The sequence below is a fragment of the Paraburkholderia franconis genome, from assembly GCF_009362735.1.
GTDB classification, from domain to species: Bacteria; Pseudomonadota; Gammaproteobacteria; order Burkholderiales; family Burkholderiaceae; genus Paraburkholderia; species Paraburkholderia franconis.
On the sequence record NZ_WHNP01000061.1, the window covers coordinates 21,004 to 42,222 of the forward strand.

Consider the following 21,219-nt stretch of genomic DNA (forward strand, 5'->3'; position numbering starts at 1 on the left):
ACCGTCTGATGGCGGTGCCGACCTGCGGACGATCCATGACAAACTTGGCCACCTCGCTGAACACCACCAGCCTATACCTGCACACGGAAGACGACGAGCGGCATCGCGAAACAGTCGACTGCTGCATGAACTGGGGTAACGCGAACAAGAAGCTGGAGACGCGAGCATTACCGTTCCCGGTTCGCGGCAACGCACCTTCACGCCTGGGCATGCGCGCAAGCATCCGGGCGCCAGCAAATGAATGCTCCAGACGCAATTCGTAGATATGACGCGTCAACAAGACGCCTGCGCATAAAACCACGCTATGTAGTAGTCCTATTATATATCGATTTGATTTACGCCAATTCAACCGTCAAATGGGTGGCGCTGTGACTGTCCAACAAAATTCCCGGCCCACCGTTATCGCCACGAGACAAAATAGTACAACGCAGGTGCCGCTTGGAGCGGTCCCTTGATTCCGCGTGCAAACAGAATAAATACCGGGTGATCCCGATGCGCGCCATAACGAAGCGGCGAGTTGCCGAAAACGAAAGATCCGGATCGCGTGTCATCCGCTGGCCTGGTCGACCCTGAGATTCAGTTCGCAACCGGTACCGCCTCGACAGCCGTTACGCCACAGACGCGGTAGGCATTGGGCGACATTCCATACTGTTTGCGAAAGTCGCGGCCCAAATGAGACGCGTCCGAAAAGCCGCAGGTCGAGGCGATCTGCGCTACCGTCCTGTCGGAACTGGTCAACAACCAGGCAGCTGTACGGATACGGATATGACGCGCGTATGTCAGCGGTGCCTCACCTGTTTCAGCCTTGAAAAGTCTTTGAAGCTGGCGAGGCGACATTTCGAGTCGCCGCGCCAGTTCATGCAGGCTCAATGGCCGCTCGATGTGCTGCTCCATCAATAGAATCGCCCGTTTCACCTTGGGATGAGCGGCCGGCTTCAGACCTGGCGGATGCGGTTGCGGTGCATTCCCCTTCTGGACGTCGTCTACCAGGAGAATGCGCAATGCTTTCTGCACAGCGGATGTATCAATATGACGCAAAAGAATGGCGGCGGCGACATCTATGGATGCCCGCCCGCCCGAACAGGTTATACGCCGACGGTCAATCATAAACACGCGGTCGGCTACAAGGGAACTTTCGTCGACCCTGGGGAAGCGCTCGACAAAGTCCCAGTAGTGGAACCAGCTTAAGCAGATGCGGTACCCGCGCATGACGCCGGCACGTGTCAATGCAAACACGCCAGTACAGATTCCGACAATCGTGGCAGAGTCATCCGCCGCACGGCGGATAAATTGAAGCGTCGCCTCGCTGGCGGGCGGCCCCGAATGCAACAGGCCGCCTACCACGACGACATAGTCAAATACACCCGCGTCGTCGTATGTGGTCCATGGCGCGATCTGAATGCCGCAGCTTGCCCTCACCGGGGTCAACGTTTCGCCGATGACACTCCATGCGCAGCGGACCGGTTTGCTGGAGTCGCCCTCGTCGCTTGCAAGGCGTAACAGATCGACGAATCCGGAGAACGCCGTGAGCGTGAAATTGGCCAAAAGGACGATCCCGAAACGGATCTGCCGTCTGGTGCCAGCTCCCGAGTCTCCCCTTCGGTTGTTCATTTGGCAGGCACATCGCGATGTGAACCGTACAACCTGTTCTCAGATGGTTCCTGACGTCGCGTGCGAACCCGCTCCCGAGCACCGATCAACTGTGAAAGCTCACCTACGAAAGCTTCCGTTGAGGGATTCTGCGCATCGCTGCGCCAGCATGCGATTTCTTCAAGAGAAGTATCCTGATCGCTTAGTGGCCGGATGACGAGGCCACTGCGATGAATATTCCGGACGCACTCGGGATAGATGCTGATACCCGTGTTCGCGGCTACGAGCCCGAATATCCCGTCGCTGGTCGAAGCTTCCTGAGCAATGTCGGGCGAAAATCCCGACCGGTGGCACATGGAGAAAAAGTGATTGCGAAACGCTTCCCACGACTGGTGAGTGCCAAGCACGAACGGCTCATGCGCAAGTTCACTCAGGCGCAGCGCGTTTTTCTTCGTCAGCGGATGCCCAACGGGCAGCAGGACGACCATCTTTTCACGCCCGAATGGCATGCTCTCCACATTTTGCGCAGAGAAAGGCCCGATCATAAAACCGATGTCGATGGTCGAATTGAGGATCGCTTCTTTCTGCGTCGTGCTCGGCATGTGCACAAGGTCAATGCTGATCAGCGGGAATTTCTTGCTGAATTCCTCGATGATCGAAGGCAACGCACCGTTGATTGCGAAGTCCATGTACGCAATGCGCAGGTGGCCAATGTTACCGGCTTCGGCCCGCCGGGCGAGCGTCACGGCCTGGTCCAGATGCGCCAGCGCCAGGTTGCAATGCTCTGCAAAGACACGTCCAGCATTTGTCAGTTGCACACTGCGGGTCGTCCGGGTCAGAAGACTTGCACCGACGGCTTCCTCCAACGCCTTGATGATCCGGCTCAGCGCCGGTTGGGTAATGTGAAGCCGCTCTGCAGCGACCCGGAACTGAAGTGCGTCGGCGACAGCAAGAAAAGCCCGGATGTGATGAACGTCGATACGCATGATGCCGCCAGCGGCTCCCTTGATCTGTTCACGGATGCGCGGCACAGGCTGTCGCGCCTCTGCCGGCATCATACGCCTGATCTCCTGCGAAACCTGAGCGTGACAATCGCTCCGGCGAGCAGCAGTGTAGCGACGACATACAGACCGTTCGCGAGGCTTCCTGTCATCGACTTGACCCAGCCAAGGATGGTGGGACTCACGAATCCGCCAATCAACCCCAGACTGTTGATGAAGGCGATCGTTCCGGCCGCCGCACGCGTTCCGCCGAGGTAGTCGGTCGCGATAGCCCAGAAAAGCGGCTGCAAGGTAAAAATAGCAGCTGTCGCGGCGCTCACGACCGCGAGCGACAGCACAAGATCGCCGGCCACTCGCGGAATGGCCGCCAGCGTGATCGCCCCGATGGCCGCGCAGATCGCTGCGTGCCATCGGCGCTCGACCGCCCTATCGGAATGCCGACTGATGCACACCATGGTCAAGGCTGCCACGCAATACGGAATGGCCGAGAGCATACCGATCGAATACGCGTCCGACACACCCGCTCCTTTGATCAGGGACGGCAGCCAGAAGCTAATCGCATACACGCCACAGATGAACGTGAACCACGTGAACGCCATCGAATACACGCGCGCGACCTTCAGCGCCTCACCAAACGAGTGGCGCTGGAAAACCAGCGAGGCACCCTGGTCGCGCTGCACCGAGTCGCGCAGGATGGCTTTTTCAGTCGCACTCAGCCAACGGGCCTGGTGGGGCCGGTCGTCAAGGTAGAAAAATGCGGCGATACCGAGTACACAGGACGGCAGTCCCTGCGTCAGAAAGAGCCATTGCCAGCCCTTAAGGCCGCGCACTCCATCAAGATGATTAAGAGCCCATCCCGACACTGGCCCGCCGACGACGCCCGCAATCGCTACCGCAGTCAGAAATAGCGCCATGACCCGTCCGCGCCTGTTTGCCGGATACCAGTAGGTCAGGTAGAGAATCATGCCGGGGAAAAAGCCCGCCTCGAATACGCCAAGGAGGAAGCGCATCACATAGAACATCGCGGGAGATTGAACGAACATCATGCAGGCTGAAGTCGCACCCCACAGCAGCATGATGCGAACCAGCGTCTTTCTGGCGCCCACCCGCTCGAGCAGGAGATTACTCGGCACCTCAAACAGAAAGTAACCCGCAAAGAAGATTCCGGCGCCCAGCCCATAGACGGCGTCACTGAAGGCCAGATCCTGCCTCATCTGCAGCTGTGCAAATCCCACATTGATCCGGTCGAGATAGGCCGCGACGTAGCATATGAACAAAAACGGAATCAGATGCAGCGTCACCTTGCGAAAGGTCGCATCGACCGCCGAAGCGGGATGCGCGTGCGCGTCGTCTTCAACTGCAGCTCCCTGCCATGCATTCCCGTCCATCCCTTTCTCCTCTCAAGACATCTCAGGTGTCCCTGTGCGTGCTTGCGCCGAACGTCATCAGCAAAACGGCGCCACGGCGACTCAATGCGGCCCCGCGAATACGAGTGCCGCGTTGGTTCCACCGAAACCAAACGAGTTGGACAATGCAAATCCGATGCGGCGTGGTTTTGCTGTGTTCGCGACGAGATCCATGGCTGGACAGTCGTCCGGCGGATCGTTCAGGTTCAGCGTGGGAGGCGCAATCTGGTCACGCAACGCGAGGATCGAGATGATCGCTTCTACCGCCCCCGAGGCACCCAGCAAATGCCCCATCGCGGACTTGGTCGACGAAACAGACAAGGATCCCGTTGCGTGCGTGCCGAAGACCGTTTCGATTGCACGCAGCTCGATCTCGTCGCCAGCCTGGGTCGAAGTCGCATGTGCGTTCACATAGTCGATCGCATCTGGCGTGATGCCGGCGCGGCCGATCGCTGCAGACATGGCACGTACGGCACCGTTGCCATCCTCCGGGGGCGCCGCGATATGGAACCCGTCTCCCGACAGGCCGTAGCCGGCCAGCTCTGCGTAGATGCGCGCGCTCCGTCGCATCGCGTGCTCATATTCCTCCAGCACAACCATGCCGCTACCTTCACCCATCACGAAACCATCGCGACGTCTGTCCCAGGGACGCGACGCCGCGCGCGGATCGTCGTTGAAGCTAGTCGACAATGCCCGGGCAGCGCAGAATCCCGCAATGCCGATCCGGCACACCGCCGCTTCAGCGCCACCGGCGACCATCACGTCGGCATCGCCGAACATTATCATTCTCGCGGCGTCACCCAACGCGTGTGCACCGCTGGCACACGCGGTCGCGACCGCGTGCGTCGGTCCGCGCAGGCCATGCGCGATTGCGATATGTCCCGCCGCAAGGTTGATCAGATTTGACGGAACGAAGAACGGCGAAACGGCCCGAGCCCCCCGTTCATGAAGCGCCACGGCTGCCTCGGCGATACCGGGCAGGCCACCGATACCCGAACCCACCAGCACGCCGGTGCGCTCCCGTTCGCGGTCAGTTTGCGGTCGCCATCCCGAGTCATCCAGCGCCTGACTGGCCGCGCACATCGCATACCTCGCGAAGCGATCCATTTTTCGCTGGTCCTTGCTGCCAATCCATTCGGACGGGTCGAACCCGCCACTGTCAAACGAACCGGTGGGCACGAGACCCGCGATCCGGCACGGCAGGTCATCAACGTTGAAACGGTCGATCGGACCGATACCCGATTCACTTCTCAACAGCCTTGACCAGACGTGTTCAACGCCCACTCCCAGTGGCGTCACGAGACCGAGCCCCGTCACGGCCACACGCCTGACACCCGATTGCCCAACGTCCCTCCACATTGCTTTCTCCCTGTCTGCGTCCACTTTCATCAGTGCGCGACCGCCGCCTATACACGACAGTCTTCGGCCGACGCCGCCTGGTACACAGGGAAACGTCGGCAGAGCGATGCGACCTCACCGCGAACTCTTGCGATCACGGCCTGATCGTCGGGCGCATCCAGCACCTCGCACACCAGCGTTGCCGTCAAGGCCGACTCGGCCTCGCGGAAGCCTCGAGTGGTGATGGCGGGCGAGCCGATCCGGATCCCGCTTGTCACAGACGGTGACTGCGGATCGTTGGGCACCGCATTCTTGTTGACCGTGATGCGGGCAGCGCCTAACGCAGCATCAGCCTGCTTTCCAGTAATGCCCTTCCCCACCAGACTCACAAGGAAAAGATGATCATCGGTGCCTCCCGACACGATCTCGTAGCCCCGCTGCTGGAACACAGCAGCCATTGCCTTCGCATTGGCCAGAGTCTGGATTTGATACCGCGCGAAGGCAGGCTCGAGTGCCTCCTTGAACGCGACGGCCTTTGCCGCAATCACATGCATCAGCGGCCCACCCTGGGTACCTGGAAAGACCATTGCGTTGAGCTTCTTCTCGATCGCATCGTTCGCGCGGGCGAGAATGAGACCACCACGTGGACCGCGCAGCGTCTTGTGCGTTGTGGAGGTAACCACGTCGGCGAACGGCATGGGGTTCGGATACAGGCCAGCAGCCACGAGTCCGGCGACGTGCGCCATATCGACGAACAGCCACGCGCCGACGCGATCCGAAATGGCGCGAAACCGTGGAAAATCGAGCACCCTCGAATAGGCCGAGAAGCCGGCCACGATCATCCTGGGTTGGTGCTCGAGCGCGAGACGCTCAAGCTCGTCATAATCGATCAGGCCGGTCTGCGCGTTGACGCCATACTGCACAGCGTTGAACACCTTTCCCGAGAACGACACTTTCGCACCGTGCGTGAGATGGCCGCCGTGCGCGAGGCTCATCCCAAGAATCGTGTCACCCGGGGTCAGTAGCGCCAGATAGATGGCAGCATTCGCCTGGGATCCGCTGTGTGGCTGCACGTTTGCATAGTCCGCGCCAAACAGCTTCTTTGCCCGTTCGATCGCGATCGTCTCCACCCGGTCAACGTATTCGCAACCGCCGTAGTAACGCTTGCCCGGATACCCTTCCGCATACTTGTTGGTCAGCACGGAACCCTGCGCCTCGAGCACACGGACACTCACATAGTTCTCGGATGCGATCAGTTCAATGTGCTGTTCCTGCCGCTGACGCTCCTGCTCCAGCGCTACACCCAGTTCCGGATCGAATTCATTGATCGACTGCAAGTCGTTAAACAATTCAACCTCCGATAGTTCCGTTGTCGCCTGCCCCATCATTCGCGCAGTCGCAATGTATTGCTGCCCGCGTACCGGCGGTCCACCCTGAGCGCTGTCTGTCGCTCGGGTGAACTGCCGCTGGCGGCCGACGCTGTCCAGACTAGCCCTTCACCGACTTCAGATAGTCGACGCAGCGATCGACCGATTCGACATCGGCGAATTTCGCGTCGATATCGAACAGGTTCCACTCGACGGCGCCCGGCACGCGGTCACCGATGCACTCGCGTACCGCGATCGTGCGGAAGCCTTCCGCCAGACCGTCGCACAGTGTGGTGCGCACGCAGGCCGACGCAGTCACACCCGTCACGAGGATCGTGTCGACGCCCGCGGCGCGCAGGAAGCCGGCCAGATAGGTGCCGTGAAACGAACTCGCGCGCTTCTTGATGAGCACCTGTTCGCCCTCGATTGGTGCGATACGCGAATCGATCGCCCAGAGATTTTCGTCAGCCTGGTTGACCACATCCACCGGAATCTTGTTGTGCCACAGCCCCATGTCGGTGTGCGGATTCTTGCGGTCAGTGACCTGATAGCAGGTCGTCACGTGAACCACCGGATGATTGTTTGCGCGGCATGCCGCCAGCAGTCGTTGCACACCGGGAATGATCTCCTCGTCGATTTTTTCGCACGTGAACGGGTTGCCGGGGCGGGTCCACGCGTTAGCCAGATCGACATTAATCAGCGCTGGCTTCTTGCCAAATCCGACGCGCCGCTGAAAGCCGCGAGCCTGGTACAGTTCGGTTGCCTGGGCGAATGCTTGTGCCAGCATGTCATTCAAACTTGCGTTCATCTCGAATTACCTCCGGTAAGGATTTGCAGATTCTGTACGTGCCATTCGTGTTGGCACTGCGAACTATATTAAGGAAATTATTGATCGTCCAATTACAATTCAGCCTCTATTGTTACCACGGAAAGCATCAATTAACGGCATCCTATGAATGGATAAGGGTGCGCCAGGCACGCGTTGCGACGTGGCACAACTCCGTTTCGGCATCAAAACCGGCTTCGAATACCCACGCCGTACGTCAATCCGGACGACATACCAGTCGCGCGGTCCGCGAGAATCGCGGTGTACACGTCGGTCCGTCTGGAGAGGTTGTAGTCATAGCCGGCCGCCAGTGTGTTGCGGCTGACTCCGTTACCTCCCGACGTCTTCGAATGAACGAAAGACGCGAGAACATTGCCACCGTCAAGCGGTAACGAGATCCCGACCTGTCCTCCATTCGTGGTCAGATCGCCCATCGTGATGCGGTCGGCTATGCGCTGGTACTGACCGTAGAGCCGTATGCCGTTGAAGTCCCAGCTCGCCGCGACCTGCAGGGCGGTCTGACGTGAGAATCCAGGTGTGACAATGTCGAGGTCTCCCGGGACCGTGTCAAAAGGCTGGCTCTGATAGGCAACGCTCGCTGCGAATGGACCAATCGTGTAGTTGAGCGCCCCACCCCACTTGTGCGCGTTGCCGTCACCGGGTTGATTACCCAGCGCATAGATGACGTCCGCGGTCAGGCCTCGCACTTTCGGTGAGTGATAGACCACCGCGTTGTTCCACGCATAACCGCCGACCAGCCCCTGATTGTCGACACCGACGTACGTATGCAGCACCATCGGTGAGAACGTGTAGGAGTCGACGAACGGGTTGAAGATCACCGTGGTCACGAAATACGGGGTGACGAGGCGCCCAAGGTCAATGGAGCCATACGGGCCACCGATGCCAACATAGGCATTGCGGCCAAAGAACGGTTCGCCATCGAAACTGCCAGAGCGACCGTTCTGGGGGCGGAAAAACGCCTCAAGCCCAAAGGTAGCGCGCCATTCACCACCAAGGTCCTCGCTGCCTCGCAGTCCCCAATACGATGTGGACATCCCGCCACCGCCGATCACCCACGCGCCACTGTTGCCCAGCAACCGCTGTGATCCCGCCCATGCATCCACCTGCCCATAAAGTTCCACCCGTGATTGCGCATGTGCCGCATGTGAGCTCACTGCCAGAAGTGCACCCACACCAAGCGATGCAATGTAGTGTTTTGATCTCATCAGATGACGCTCCCGTGACATGTGTGTGCCGCGTCATGCGCCATATCCGCGCTTTCGGGCGAAGAGAACCAGCACCGCGGAAGCAAGACAAGGCAATACGCCGAAATAGAGCGCCCCCTCTTTCCAGCTGCCACCGTGAGCCAGCAGAGCGCTCACACCTGCGCTCGCGACAATTGCGCCGATCGGCCCCATCGAGGTCACGATCGCACCGCCCGTCGCGCGGATAGCCGTTGGGTAACTTTCGCCGATGAAAAACAGCGCGGCCGCATAAGGGCCGATCAGGAAGAACAATCCTGCGCTGTACAACGTGACGACCACGGGGAAGTCGCTCGGGGCGAACAGCATCCCCATGAAGGAAAGCGCGCCCAGCATCCAGCCGGCGGCGATGGTGTTGCGCCGTCCCAGCCGGTCACCGACAAAGCCATGCACGACATAGCCCGCATAACCGACCACGTTTGACAGGACGAGTACAAACAGGGAGCTTTGGAAGGACAGGCCGTGCACCTTCGTGATCACGGTCGTCCCCAGCACGCTGAAGACCTGGATCGTGAACCAGTTGAGCATGAAGCTCAGCCCGAGCACGAGTGTGCTGCGTAGTGCCGGTCCATGAAACGCAGCGCCGAAGCCTGCTCCACCGTGTCCTTCGTAGTCCAGACCATGCGCATCTGCGAGCACGCGCGCACCTTTGCTGTCGCCCGCGCGGCGCATTGCCATGATGCGCTGATGCAGGAGAAACTGTGGACTCTCTTTGAGCCTGTGCGTCATGACGAGAATCAGCACGGCTGGAAATGCCGCAAAGATGAAACAGCCACGCCAACCCACGAGGGGTAGCAGCGCAGCAGTCAGTCCGGCCGCCACCAGTGCGCCGATGGGCCAGCCCCCCTGAACCAGACTATAGAAAAGGCCCTTGCGCCGCTCCATCTTTGGATCATCGAGTGCGGCATACATCTCGTTCAGGTAGGTCGCGTTGACGGTCTGCTCGGCATAGCCAAGACCAGCCAGCGAGCGCACGAGAACCAATGCGCCCTGGCCTGCGCCGCCTGCCGCAGCCGTCAACCCCGAACACAACGCGGCGCCGGCGACCGTCGTGATCATCCCGGCCCGTCGCCCAAAACGATCAACGACGGGGCCGATCAGGAATGCAATGACCGCCGTGCCAACGGCAACCAGCGTGGCAATTTCGGCCTGCTGTGCTTCGCTCCAGTCGTAGTGCCGGCCAATCTCGGGAAGGAGCGTGCCGAACAGAATGAAGTCATAGACTGCGAAGATCCATGCGAAAAAAGCCGTCCAGCTCGCCCGGCTTACATCACGCGCATCGACACCCGGAGGCGTCCATATGTCCTGCAACATCGCTTCCTCGCGTTTCATCACCACTCTCCTCGACCCATGCATGGGGCTGAACGACGTACGTTGCACTGAATTGGATGACTTTCTTCATCAATGTTGTAGTTTGTATTCCTAATTACATTTAATGTGAATTCGCCCGAAAGCATCGGGACATCAAGGTATTGAAGCGGCGCGTCGCATTCACTCCGCGCCGCATAGGCGCTCCTGTTAACCGCGGAGTTGCCTGCGTCGTTCGAGCGTAGCCTGCTTGTCGAGCGTCAGCCCGGGCGTGATCACGACCCCGTAGGCGGCGTATGCATGCTCGCGCGTGCAAAAGTCGTCGAGCACGTCGTCCAGCACCTGTTCCGCGGGGCGCTCAAGCGGGTCGCCGTAGCCTCCCCCACACGGCGCGTAATAGGCCATGCTGCCGCCAGCGGGTAATGCCACGTTGGAAAACTTGGCTGGCATCTGCGTGACCGTTCCCTCTGCATCGGTGATCTCCACCTTGCCGACCTGTCCTGCATGACCGCCGAAGGCACCCCACGGCACATCCAGATGCCGCTCTGATTCGTGCGTGACAGTGCCGCCTTCCAGCAGACGCTGCGTCTTGACAACGCCAATTCCTCCACGATGGCGGCCGGCGCCCGGCAACACGTCGTCGCGCAATTCGTACCGGTCGCACACCATCGGCAGATGCATGCCGAGGTCTTCTATCGGGTTGTTGCGGGTGTTAGCCATCAGGTTGTCGATAGAATCGGGACCGTCGGATGTTGGCCGGCCACCATAAGCGCCTTCGTTGACCTCGAGGAACACCCAGTAGTCGCCGCTCGGGCGCAGACCTGAGTAGGCCGCAAACGAGAGGGTGGCTGAATTGCCGGCAGTTGTGCGCTCCGGCAGGACGGGCGACAGTGCCTTGATGATCAGATCGATCATCCGGTTGCACTGGGTAAAACGAGCCTCGGCCGCAGCAGGATAGATCGGATTGAAAATCGACCCCTCGGGTGCCACGACAGAGATCGGCCGGAACGAGCCTTCGTTCGGTGGCAGCGCGACCTCCATGAGCGCCGTGTCCGTCAGCAGTGCACGGAACGCGCAATAACAGGCCGGCTTGGTCGAACCTTCAAACGGCACATTGAATCCCGTCGGGACCTGGTCGGCCGAGCCAGTCAGATCGACTTCGACGCTGTCACCGCGCACCCTCACACACACCTTGATCGGCAAGCGCTTGTCCCGATGCACGCCGTCATCGTCGAGAAATCCTTCGGCAAAGTAGTCGCCGTCCGGAATCTCTGCAATGCGGTTGCGCATCATCGTCTCGGTGTAGTCCATCAGCTGGTTGGCAGCGCCGAATACCGTTTCGCGGCCATAGGCATCGAGCAGTTCCTGCATGCGGCGAGCGCCCAGCTGGGCCGAGGCGATCTGCGCATCGATATCGTCCCGGGTCTGCCGCGCCGTGCGGCTATTGTGATTGATAAACTGCCAGAGTCCCTCGTTGCGCTTGCCCCGTTCATAGAGCTTGATCCCCGCGAACAGCATGCCTTCTGCAAACACGTCAGGCACGTCGATGATGAGACCCGGCGTCGCCGCGCCGATGTCGACATGATGCGCGGTATTGGCCGCGTAGCCGACCAGTTCGCCACGCCAGAACACGGGCACGACAATGCACAGATCCGGGCTATGGCTTGCGCCATAGTAGGGGTGGTTGTGGATAACCACATCGCCCTCAGCCCATGCGCCGCCCTGAAGGCATCGGTCAATACCACGGAGGTATCCCGGTATGGATCCGATATGCAGTGGTGAACCTTCCGATTCGGTCAGCGTGTTGAACTCGAGATCGAACAGGCCTGCACCGATGTCCTGTGACTCGCGGATGATCGACGAGAAAGACATGCGGTACAGCACATGGCCCATTTCCTCCGCGATCGTATGCAGGGCTCCGCTGATCACCTGCAGCGTGACAGGATCGACACGTCCGTTTTCCATGATCTGCTCCTTGTCAGGCAGTGTGGCGATTGATGTGGATATTGCCGTTGGCCGCCACCCGGGCGCGATAGCCCGGTGGCACAAGCGTCGTCGAGTCGCGCTGCACCACGATGGCCGGGCCTGCCAGCGTGTTGCCGGCTTTCAGATGACTGCGGTCGTAGCGCGGCGTGTCGTAGGTCTTGCCGTCGTCGAAGGTCGTTCTGCGCACGAACATCAGCGCATCCGCATCAGGGCCAACCGCCCCTGCCGGCAGCTCCGGCCATTGCAGTGCAGGCGTATCGGCGATGCCAATGATACGGACCGTGACGATTTCCACATCGACATCGTCGAATGACCATCCGTAATCCCGCCGGTGCTGGGCGTGGAAGTTCGTCTTGATCCGCTCGACGTTTTCGAGCGTCACGGCGCCGTCCGGAATCTCGGCGCGCAACTCGAAGCCCTGTCCGTGGTAGCGGCACTCGGCAATGCGTACAAACCGCTGCCGGTATGCAGGCACGCCATCGTCCTCAAGGCTCGTGCGGCATTGGGTCGTCAGTTCGTCTATGACGCCATTGAGCCGCCCGACCGCCTCTTGCGTCACGTCCTTGAGCACCGTCAGCACCGAGCGCGTGAACTCGTACTGCATATCCGTCACGAGCAGACCGATGGCCGCAGTGATACCGGGCGCTGGCGGCACGATGACTTCGCGTGCGCTGACCGCTTCCGCCAGCGCGACGCCATTCAGCGGCCCCGCTCCGCCGAACGGCAGCAACGCGAACTTGCGCGGATCGAAACCCTTCGCGACGGAATTCGCGCGGATCGCCAGCGACATGTTGGAATTCAGGATGCGGATAATGCCGAGTGCCGCTTCCTCGACGGTCATCCCGAGTGGACCCGCAATCTTCTCCTTGATGGCCCGGCGTGAAAGCTCAGCATCGATTCTGATGCCGCCACCGAGGAACTGGTCCGGGTCGAGCCGGCCCAACACGACCTGCGCGTCCGTGACGGTCGGCTCTGTTCCTCCACGTCCATAACAGGCCGGTCCCGGATCCGCCCCTGCGGAGCGCGGACCGACACGGAAAGCGCCCCCTTCGTCGATGTATGCAATCGAGCCGCCGCCGGCGCCCATCGTCGCCATATCGATCATCGGCGCCAGCACAGGATACGCGCCGACATATGTGTCGCGCGGATTCATGATCTTCACCTGTCCGTCCGGGATCGTGCTGAAATCCGCCGATGTGCCACCAATGTCGACCGTGATGACGTTTCGCGCGTCGGACATCGCGCCTGCCCACCGGCCACCCATCACGCCGCCTGCCAGCCCGGACATCAGGATCGAGACCGGGCGCTTCGCGCACATCTCGACGGTCGAGACACCGCCGTTTGATTGCATGATGCGCAGATGCGCGTTGATTCCCGCCTCGCGCAGCTTGTTCTCGAGGTTGTTCAGATAGAGCGCCGTCTTCGGGCCGACAAATGCGTTCATCGCGGTCGTCGAGAACCGTTCGTACTCCCGGATCACGTTTACCACTTCGGACGAACAGGACACGTACGCATCGGGCAACACTGACTGCACGATTTCCTTCGCACGACGCTCATGCGCATCGTTCAGGAACGAGTACAGGAAACAGATAATCACCGAGCCAATCCCGCGGGCCTTAAACAGGTGCGCGGCTTCGAGTACTTCGTCTTCCGCGAGCGCGATCGCAACCGTGCCGTCCGGCGGCATGATGCGTTCGGTGATCGGGATCCGGTTACGCCGCCGGACAAGCGGATGCGACTGCCACGGCACGTCGAACTGCAGCGAAAAGTTATGCGGCCGCTTGTGACGCCCTATATGAAGAATGTCGCGAAAGCCGCGGGTCGTCAGCATGCCGACATCGGCGCCGTTGTGCTCGATGGTGATATTGGTCGCCACAGTTGTGCCGTGCACGATCATCGTCACGTCGCGGGGATGCACGCCCGCCAACTCGCAAATCTCCAGTACACCGCGCAGCACGCCAACCGACTGGTCGTGTGGCGTACTCGGCACCTTGTGAACAAATACGCCGGCGCGATCAGACTTACCGGTGATCTCGAGGACCAGGTCGGTAAAGGTCCCCCCCACGTCGACTCCGATTCTTGCCATGGTCATTTCCTTGTCTAACCATCGATGAATGCGGCCTGCCCGATGACAGACCGCTTAGATCCGCGGCCGGCTGTCTCCCTGTCGGCCGCAATGCAAGCGTGAAGCTCTGACAGGAAATTTGATCGCCCAATATTTGCTTGTCTATTGCTTTATTGCCATTGATTATTGTCTAAAATCGCATTAATTCACGGACGTGAACGTTGGCAGGCCCGAGTGGATATCTCCCGGAGAAGGATTCATGCGTGGCGTGACGGACGCCAGGTGTAAACACCGAGAGAGCGCAGGGTGAAAGCGGTGCCGACATCGGCACCGATCGTGCGACTCGTAGGTACCAGTCAGGCGCCGTCACGTTAGAGAAAAAACAACACCTGATGCGCTCGCTCCCGCGTAGCGCGGTGTGACGTCATGCTCGCCGGCTACCGGCCGAAGATCGGACGCGGGATGCGCCGGTCGTTGTGGTCAGGTCTGGGAAGCTGCCTTTGGTGCCGTTGTTTTCCACGCCTGAAATGCCTTGTCATGGATGAGTACATGCTCGATGATGAAGTCGAGCGACACCTCGGTACTGTTCATATCCTGATAGGCCCGCTGGTAGGCGAGCAGGTTGGCGCGTACGTCTTGCGAGAGACCAACCGGCAGATTCGTTTTTTTCAGGCTCGCGTTTGACGCACGCCACGCCGCAGGACATCTCGCAGCTCAAGCCCGAGATCGTCGTCGAGGTATCATTTCATGAATGGACGCCCCGCGGCGAACTACGGGAAGCAAGATTTCTCGGGCTGCGTCACGACAAGCTGGCGCCGCGAGGTGACTGTCAGCCTGCCATAGACCCGCGCTTGTCCTGGACAAAGGCGCGCGTAGAGACCGTCGGCCGTGTCATGACTGCTGGTAGCGACCTGTAGCGTGTCCGCGTCCACGCTATGAGGTATCGCGTTTGTCGCCGAGCTTCGCCCCAGTTGGCCGTCACGGCATTTGAATTGAGATCGCCAGTTTGAGAACGGAGCAAATTTGGACATCTTCTACTACTGGAAAGACTTCGTATCGGATGTAAACGAAGGGCGTATTGGCACACTTGGAACTGATACCGACAAGCTGACTGAACTTCAAGGGCGGCTGCCGCGCAAGGTGTGGACCTTCATAACGCCCAAGGGCATGAAGGGGAAGATCAGGGTTATCGGTTCTATGTGGATTACCGACGACCGGCCCGCGAACTTCGTGCCCAAGCGGCGGCATAACCTGTTCTATGACGCTGGTTCGCCCAGCTCGGTTCTGTTCACGGATTCAGGGAGCCCTGAGAAAATCGAGGAAGTCAGTTCCTATTTGAGCAACCGGTTCAATCAGGCCTTCAGATCCAACTTTCACGGCGAAAAAGGCCTTCTCGCGATGGAAGCCGATATCGTCCACGGTTTCGAAAAACTCGTGCGAAACTATGAGACCGTCCAGTTTATGGAGGGAATAAAAGAAGCCGCACGGCTGAAAGCAAGCCCTCCAGTCTCGGGCTGCAAGTGAACAGATGCTCCAGGTGTGGTGACTGGTGACCGGGACCTAGTGTTTCATCCCGCCGACCGTCGTTGTTTTATGCATCGGGCCGCATGCGGAGAATCACATTCGCATTCTTGCCGGTGACCGGGTTACGCTGGAGTCGTCGGTCTACGATCTGTCGAGAGGACGGGTTAACTTCCGGCACGTTCCGGGCAAAATGCGACAATTGAGGCAGGCAATATTGCCCGGGATTGAGAATAAGGATGGACAGTAAAAATATTTTGCCTGTGGCGCTAGCCCTGGCGTGCCTGACTCTGACAGCGTGTGGGTGGCTGCGTGAAGGTCCGGACGCATCGGACATCGACAGTGCAGTACGTCGGGCGCTGGATGCGGCTAACAAAGGAGGGCTGAATGCGCTCGCTGGTAATCCGTTGCCGACGGCTGACAGGGTTGCGTTGGTGAAGCCCGATGGTGACTGCGCTGAACAACGGAGCACGGGCGGTAGCCGTGCATTCACCTGCAACGTCAGCATTGTCCTACGGCCTGATGAGACTGGCGATGAGGGCACGACCCTTCACGCGGAACTACAGTTCGCAAAGGACAGCGGCGGTCGCTGGCAAACCGCCGATATCGACCGCTCGATTGTTGTGGGCACCGCGAAATCGCTGATCGATCAGGCGAGCCACGCGCTCTCCGGACAGGCAGCGTCGAAGCCACGTAATCCTGAATGAAACGCCGACTCCCAGACCAGCAGCGGCGCGTACGGCTCTTCTGGTACGATCGCATCACGCTAGATTCCGCCTGATGCATGGCAATTTCGTCGCAACCGAGTCGCATCCTGTGCAAGGCAGACCGGAAGGCGTGTCACCAAGGCGCGGCTATCGCCGATGCCTCTCCCAAAAGTTCATGCCCTGTCACTCGCTGCCACCTGGCGCCGTGACCATGTGCAATGGTCACGGCGGGGTCGACCAGATGAGGGCCTGCTCTCGAGTCGAACGTCGGCATAACACGAGCCGGGCAGTCTGCCTTGGCCGGACCATCGAGGCTCGCCGCTTTTTCAAAAGCGCTCGATGAGCGTCGGCACCGTCTACGGCTCCCTTTGGTAAGGGCGGGCCGTGGCGGTACTGGTCACTTACAAATAGATGCCTTTGGAGGGCACCAGATCAGGCTGCCGCGCGGACGCTGTTGCCGCCGCGAATCGAACTGGCGCGGTGTCTTCGTTAATTCGGCTTCGCCGCGCTTTTTCGCCCTGCTTTCTTTGCCGTGGCGCCGATCAGGAAAGCGTCACGGCTTTTTGCCTGACTGATCCACGCTGGCGGTCGTCCGGCTCCCGACCACGTAGCGCCCGAAACAGGATCCTGATATTTGGGTTTGAGTGAGCTACTACCTTTGTTTTTTGCACGCTTCAGCGCAGTTGTAGCTTTTGCTTTCTGAACCGAAACAGCTGAAGTGTCCTTACTGATCAGAAAGTTGGACCGATCTTTCGCATCCTTAATCCAGGCGGGAGGACGAGCGTGACCACTCCAGGTCGCGCCCGAGACCGGGTCGCGATACTTCGGTGGCAGTTTCCCGGGTTTCCCGTTAGCAGAGGAATGCTTTCCGGCCATTGGGGTTCGTTTAGCTCTACCCCCGCTCGCCCCAACAATTTCCTCAACCGTTACGCCCGCAACTTTCATCTGTTTAAGGATTTTCTTGACGGCACCGTCTTGCTTTTTGGCCATCGCATTGGCCTGACTTTTCAACCTGGCAATTTGCCGTTCGATAGCAGCTAAGGTGGCCATGTATTCCCCCTTTTTTATACAGCGCTCCATTGCGCCAGTAGTTGAATTATAGAGCCAGATTCGCGCGGGTGATAAGGGAATGATTGGCGAGATCGAATGTCGTTTCATCGGTTAGCCTGCTCAAGTCTTAAATAATGCTAACCGTCGTGAGGATCAGTGTGGATTTGAGGTGACCACTGCGTGTCAGGAAAATCTTCAAACCCGGTGCACGTTTTTTTCGTGTCTGAATAGAGTCGTCACTTTCGAAGTGTAACGGCATGAACTGCGAAGCGGTTATGTGCAACCATGACGTACGGTACCGCCGCAGCCTTCGTGAGGGATCCTGATAACGCTCACCTTTCGTTTCGTGTCTGACACCGATCCGCTTTTTCGCCACTGAGGTCTGGCGCGACTCTCCTCCTTGCCGGTCTACAACGGGTTTGCCACAGATTGGGCTATCCGGTACCATCGGATGCCGTGCGCGCCAGTAGAACAGGCGGCACAACCAGCGCGCGATAAATCCACGCCCCACCCGATGCCCGGAGCGCACCAGGACCAGCCGATGGAGGCCCTGGTGCAAACAGGGGGATCGGAAGATATCGTTGATATAGAAAGGTGTGCTTATCGGGCATGCAGCGCCATCTTTGATGGCCGTGCTTCCGAGGGCGAACTGGCTCTTTCGAATGCGATGCATCGCTGCCACGCGTCGATCGCAGTTGTTTTCACGATCCCGGGCCGCGCAAATCGAGTGTTCAAAGATGTCCCCTGGTACGTTATAGTTGTCCACGGCTGCTTATGTCACCGCTACTGATACATCAAATGCCGACACAGCCCCGTCTATAATGAAAAGATTCAGCAGACCAACGATTCCATGGAGCCCTACCTTATGAGTCAAGCCCGCGGGCGATATGCGGGATCCCGGGATAGCGGCCAACGTCAACCTCGCCACGAAATAAAATCCCCGCCCAACCGGCAGGGACAACCGTATGTTAAGCCCCCTCCTCGAGACTTCACCCAGACTGCCTCCATTTTCAAAACCCGATCGTTCCAGTTCCTCGTCGATGCGGTGGGCGCAGAGAATATCGCGATAGCACTTGAATCGAACATGACGCGCGTGGCCGAACTGATGAAGGGCGAAAGGTTCACGCCCGAGACCGCTTTTCATATGGAAACCACGCTTGGGTTGCCGCATGGGTTTTTTGACCATCCCAATCCCGCGCTCGCGGCCGAGACCATCGCTCGTCTGAAGTCGCCGCTCGACTTCATTCAAGCGCACGACGGACCCGACGTGGAGTCGGAAGCACCTGAGCCGGCTTCTGCCCTGAACGTCGATCAACAACCATTTCTTAGTTTGTCCGAGGAAGCGCAAATGCCAAGGAAAGCAGCTGGCGGGTCACCCAGAGCCGTCAAGAACAGTAGAAGCGAAATGGCCGGACAGCAGGAACCACCTGCGCCGCTAAAAGCTTCGCCGTCGAAACGCAAGACGTCTCCTGAAACGCCCCAACAGCAACCGCTGGCATTAAGCGACAGCGCCGAGATAGAAAGCATCCGGCGCGCCAATCTCCACGTTCTCACGAGTCGCAAGGGATCGAAAGTAACACTGGGTGTGGTCATGGCGATGAGTGGATCCAACATGAACCATCGGCTATACGGCAAGAAACGCATGGACAGCGTCGAGGCAAACCGGTTCACGGAGCGACTTGGTTTGCCAGTTGGCTGGTTGGATACGCCGCGATCCGAAGCCGAGATTCCAGAGTCGGTGTCGCGTAGGCTTACGCCTGCTTCGCGCGGTCGCGTATCCGAACAACACGAGCCGGTTGTGGCCGCAACAAACGATGGCGTGCCAGGGAAGGTCGATGCGAAGGCGCACGCGGCGCGCGCGCGAGCGGGTGCCCTGGGCGATCCGGAAGACCTCTCGCCTGTTTCGGCGGATGTGGCAGGCGAGAAAGAGACGATCGTCGTCAGCCCGCAGGTTCATGTAAGTGATTTCCGCGACGATCTTGCCGGTCGCTCACCTGGAGAAAGTGATGGCGAGGCCCCGGCAGCCACACCGGCAACCCGTGAGTCGTTCCCCGCCTCCGCCCTTCCGCAGCAAACCCCGGTACCGCGCCCATTCTCTTCCGTAACCAGCCTGGACAATCTTCACGGTATTGAACCGATAGCGGAAGCACTGCTCAAGACACTGGCAGGTAAAGCACGCACGGGTCGACTGGACGAATTGAAAGCGCTGGAACTTTTGCAGCGAGCGGTCCTGTTGTGAGCCGGTGGTAGCGGGGCCAAGCCCCCGCGTGCCATGACGCATAAAGCGATAAAAGCGCATCGGGGTGGCATGGGCCCGGTGCGCGAAAAATAGTTCCATTTCGGATCGACGATCGACGACGGATTCCGTCGCTGAGCCGATGCAGCCGCCGCTGGCCTGAACAACCAGCGCCTGAGCCGGTTCAGGGTCACCGGAAAGCAGACCGTGTGCTGTCCGTGGACCTGCTGACTGGCAGGTCTCATCACGGCATGGTAAAAAGTCTTCCGTCGCGGGCGGCCGCTCCGTGCAGTACCGCGTTCGCGAATGCGGTTTTCAACGTTTACAGGTTCAAAAATGGCAACTGGTACAGTGAAATGGTTTAACGATGCGAAGGGCTTTGGTTTCATCACTCCGGACGAAGGCGGCGAAGACCTGTTCGCCCACTTCTCGGAAATCAGGACTGAAGGCTTCAAGTCATTGCAGGAAAACCAGAAAGTAAGCTTTGACGTGAAGATGGGACCGAAGGGCAAGCAGGCCGCAAATATCAAGCCTGTGTAATCGGGACGCACATCATCCTGGCGCGTAACCCGCCCCGCGCGGGTCACATTTCTTATGTTCGGCGTGTCAGGAGTGCGCGAACGAAGTAACAGGCCGTTCACATGCAGCCGCGCAACGAGCGATAAGATCTTCATCGCGATAAATTAAGCGATCAACGCCCGCAGTTCCCGGAGACGGCGGTTGTTTTTTTATGCGCTGTTGCGCCCAGACTCAAGCCACGATAAATGCCTGGCTCTCTCGCCATGAAAGACAAGGCGCTCAAAGCGATGAAGCGCGCTCAAATTAAATTAACAATCTTCGTGGTGCAACGCACAACACAAGAAAAGGATCGCTGCAACACTGCCCCGAACTTTTCATCAAGGGCGATTGATGAACAGCACACCGTGGCAAAACGGCTTCCTCGCTGGACGTCTGGGCAAACCGCTTGAAGCCTGCCCGTACTGGGGCTTCGAAGTATGGGAGTGGATTTCCGGATACGTTGACGGACGCGCCGTGTCGTCTCCAATAACCGTCGATCGCAAGAATGCGGCGCAGATCCCAAGAATCATTGCTGGCCGCACTCTTCAATGAGCTCACGTGGTCGCGGTCGCAGACGCGGGAGGTTTCGACCAGGGGTATTCGTCCTTTTCCAACGCCTGCCCGCACGCGCCGTCGCGCGCTTCCGTGTCGCCAGACATAGGCAGGCGTCGAACAAACCTCAAGACGACCAGCCCGTCAGTTATTGATCCGGCAATAAAATATTGAAACTTTGAGCGCAACACATGGTCGGAAGTGTTATGGAAAAAATCGACTCCCGAACCTTGCCGATGGCGGCACTGAATGAACGCCGTCGCCGCGCGGTGAAGATGCGCATCGAAGGCGTAGCGTTGAAAGAGGTGGCGCTGCGTTGCGAGATGTCGCCCACGACGGTGATTGCGGCCTGCAAGGCGTACGAGGCGGGCGGCTGGCGTGCCGTGGATGTCGGGCCTCGCGGTCGTCCGTCGGGTACCGGACGCAGCCTGAGCGCAGATCAGGAG

General features: G+C 59.4%; 20 protein-coding genes. 8 read left to right on the plus strand and 12 right to left on the minus strand.

Annotated features, from left to right (window positions below):
- Positions 1–576: 576 nt before the first annotated feature.
- From GCT13_RS36865 to GCT13_RS36910, 10 genes are all read right to left on the minus strand, one after another.
- Positions 577–1,611, minus strand: a complete 1,035-nt coding sequence (locus tag GCT13_RS36865) for a GlxA family transcriptional regulator (protein ID WP_152766824.1) — start codon at positions 1,609–1,611, stop codon at positions 577–579.
- Positions 1,608–2,648 (minus strand): LysR family transcriptional regulator, encoded by a 1,041-nt coding sequence (locus GCT13_RS36870; RefSeq protein ID WP_227747207.1) that lies wholly within the window; start codon positions 2,646–2,648, stop codon positions 1,608–1,610. The genes GCT13_RS36865 and GCT13_RS36870 overlap by 4 nt, the downstream gene beginning before the upstream one ends.
- On the minus strand, positions 2,645–3,979 hold the full coding sequence (locus GCT13_RS36875) for an MFS transporter (protein WP_152766825.1): 1,335 nt from the start codon (positions 3,977–3,979) through the stop codon (positions 2,645–2,647). The genes GCT13_RS36870 and GCT13_RS36875 overlap by 4 nt, the downstream gene beginning before the upstream one ends.
- Positions 3,980–4,060: 81 nt before the next feature.
- Positions 4,061–5,356 (minus strand): beta-ketoacyl-ACP synthase II, encoded by a 1,296-nt coding sequence (gene fabF / locus GCT13_RS36880; protein WP_152766858.1) that lies wholly within the window; start codon positions 5,354–5,356, stop codon positions 4,061–4,063.
- A gap of 47 nt (positions 5,357–5,403) precedes the next feature.
- Positions 5,404–6,684, minus strand: a complete 1,281-nt coding sequence (gene glyA / locus GCT13_RS36885; protein ID WP_227747208.1) for a serine hydroxymethyltransferase — start codon at positions 6,682–6,684, stop codon at positions 5,404–5,406.
- A gap of 139 nt (positions 6,685–6,823) precedes the next feature.
- On the minus strand, positions 6,824–7,510 hold the full coding sequence (locus GCT13_RS36890) for an isochorismatase family protein (protein ID WP_152766827.1): 687 nt from the start codon (positions 7,508–7,510) through the stop codon (positions 6,824–6,826).
- Positions 7,511–7,713: 203 nt separating this feature from the next.
- Positions 7,714–8,754 (minus strand): porin, encoded by a 1,041-nt coding sequence (locus GCT13_RS36895; RefSeq protein WP_152766830.1) that lies wholly within the window; start codon positions 8,752–8,754, stop codon positions 7,714–7,716.
- Between the two features lie 33 nt (positions 8,755–8,787).
- Positions 8,788–10,122 carry an MFS transporter gene (locus tag GCT13_RS36900; RefSeq protein WP_152766832.1) on the minus strand — a complete coding sequence of 445 codons (1,335 nt, stop codon included), beginning with the start codon at positions 10,120–10,122 and terminating at the stop codon, positions 8,788–8,790.
- Between the two features lie 186 nt (positions 10,123–10,308).
- The gene (locus tag GCT13_RS36905) at positions 10,309–12,063 is read right to left on the minus strand and encodes a hydantoinase B/oxoprolinase family protein (RefSeq protein WP_152766834.1); all 1,755 of its coding nucleotides are present in this window, start codon (positions 12,061–12,063) and stop codon (positions 10,309–10,311) included.
- Positions 12,064–12,076: 13 nt separating this feature from the next.
- Positions 12,077–14,170: a hydantoinase/oxoprolinase family protein gene (locus GCT13_RS36910; protein ID WP_152766836.1), complete on the minus strand. Its 2,094-nt coding sequence runs from the start codon at positions 14,168–14,170 to the stop codon at positions 12,077–12,079.
- Between the two features lie 405 nt (positions 14,171–14,575).
- On the opposite strand from GCT13_RS36910, the gene GCT13_RS48720 reads away from it, so the two are divergent.
- From GCT13_RS48720 to GCT13_RS36930, 4 genes are all read left to right on the plus strand, one after another.
- On the plus strand, positions 14,576–14,833 hold the full coding sequence (locus GCT13_RS48720; RefSeq protein WP_193727852.1) for a hypothetical protein: 258 nt from the start codon (positions 14,576–14,578) through the stop codon (positions 14,831–14,833).
- Positions 14,830–15,066, plus strand: coding sequence for an ATP dependent DNA ligase (locus tag GCT13_RS36920; protein WP_152766838.1), 237 nt, complete (start codon positions 14,830–14,832; stop codon positions 15,064–15,066). Before GCT13_RS48720 ends, GCT13_RS36920 begins: the two co-directional genes overlap by 4 nt.
- A 106-nt stretch (positions 15,067–15,172) precedes the next feature.
- Positions 15,173–15,673: a hypothetical protein gene (locus tag GCT13_RS36925; protein WP_152766840.1), complete on the plus strand. Its 501-nt coding sequence runs from the start codon at positions 15,173–15,175 to the stop codon at positions 15,671–15,673.
- Positions 15,674–15,909: 236 nt separating this feature from the next.
- Positions 15,910–16,377, plus strand: a complete 468-nt coding sequence (locus GCT13_RS36930; RefSeq protein ID WP_152766842.1) for an LPS-assembly lipoprotein LptE — start codon at positions 15,910–15,912, stop codon at positions 16,375–16,377.
- Between the two features lie 489 nt (positions 16,378–16,866).
- On the opposite strand, the gene GCT13_RS36935 is transcribed toward GCT13_RS36930, so the two are convergent.
- Together GCT13_RS36935 and GCT13_RS36940 are read right to left on the minus strand one after the other, a co-directional pair.
- A complete protein-coding gene (locus GCT13_RS36935) occupies positions 16,867–17,535 on the minus strand; it encodes an H-NS family nucleoid-associated regulatory protein (protein WP_152766844.1) in 669 nt (222 codons plus the stop codon).
- A 19-nt stretch (positions 17,536–17,554) separates the two neighbouring features.
- Positions 17,555–18,193 (minus strand): hypothetical protein, encoded by a 639-nt coding sequence (locus GCT13_RS36940; protein WP_152766846.1) that lies wholly within the window; start codon positions 18,191–18,193, stop codon positions 17,555–17,557.
- Positions 18,194–18,292: 99 nt separating this feature from the next.
- Between GCT13_RS36940 and GCT13_RS36945 the strand changes: the two genes are divergently transcribed.
- From GCT13_RS36945 to GCT13_RS36960, 4 genes are all read left to right on the plus strand, one after another.
- A complete protein-coding gene (locus tag GCT13_RS36945) occupies positions 18,293–19,666 on the plus strand; it encodes a hypothetical protein (protein ID WP_152766848.1) in 1,374 nt (457 codons plus the stop codon).
- Between the two features lie 333 nt (positions 19,667–19,999).
- Positions 20,000–20,203 carry a cold-shock protein gene (locus GCT13_RS36950; protein WP_087733237.1) on the plus strand — a complete coding sequence of 68 codons (204 nt, stop codon included), beginning with the start codon at positions 20,000–20,002 and terminating at the stop codon, positions 20,201–20,203.
- Positions 20,204–20,445: 242 nt separating this feature from the next.
- A complete protein-coding gene (locus tag GCT13_RS36955; protein ID WP_152766850.1) occupies positions 20,446–20,631 on the plus strand; it encodes a hypothetical protein in 186 nt (61 codons plus the stop codon).
- A gap of 348 nt (positions 20,632–20,979) precedes the next feature.
- Positions 20,980–21,219 (plus strand): helix-turn-helix domain-containing protein (locus GCT13_RS36960; protein WP_193727853.1); only part of this gene is annotated, 240 nt, incomplete at its 3' end.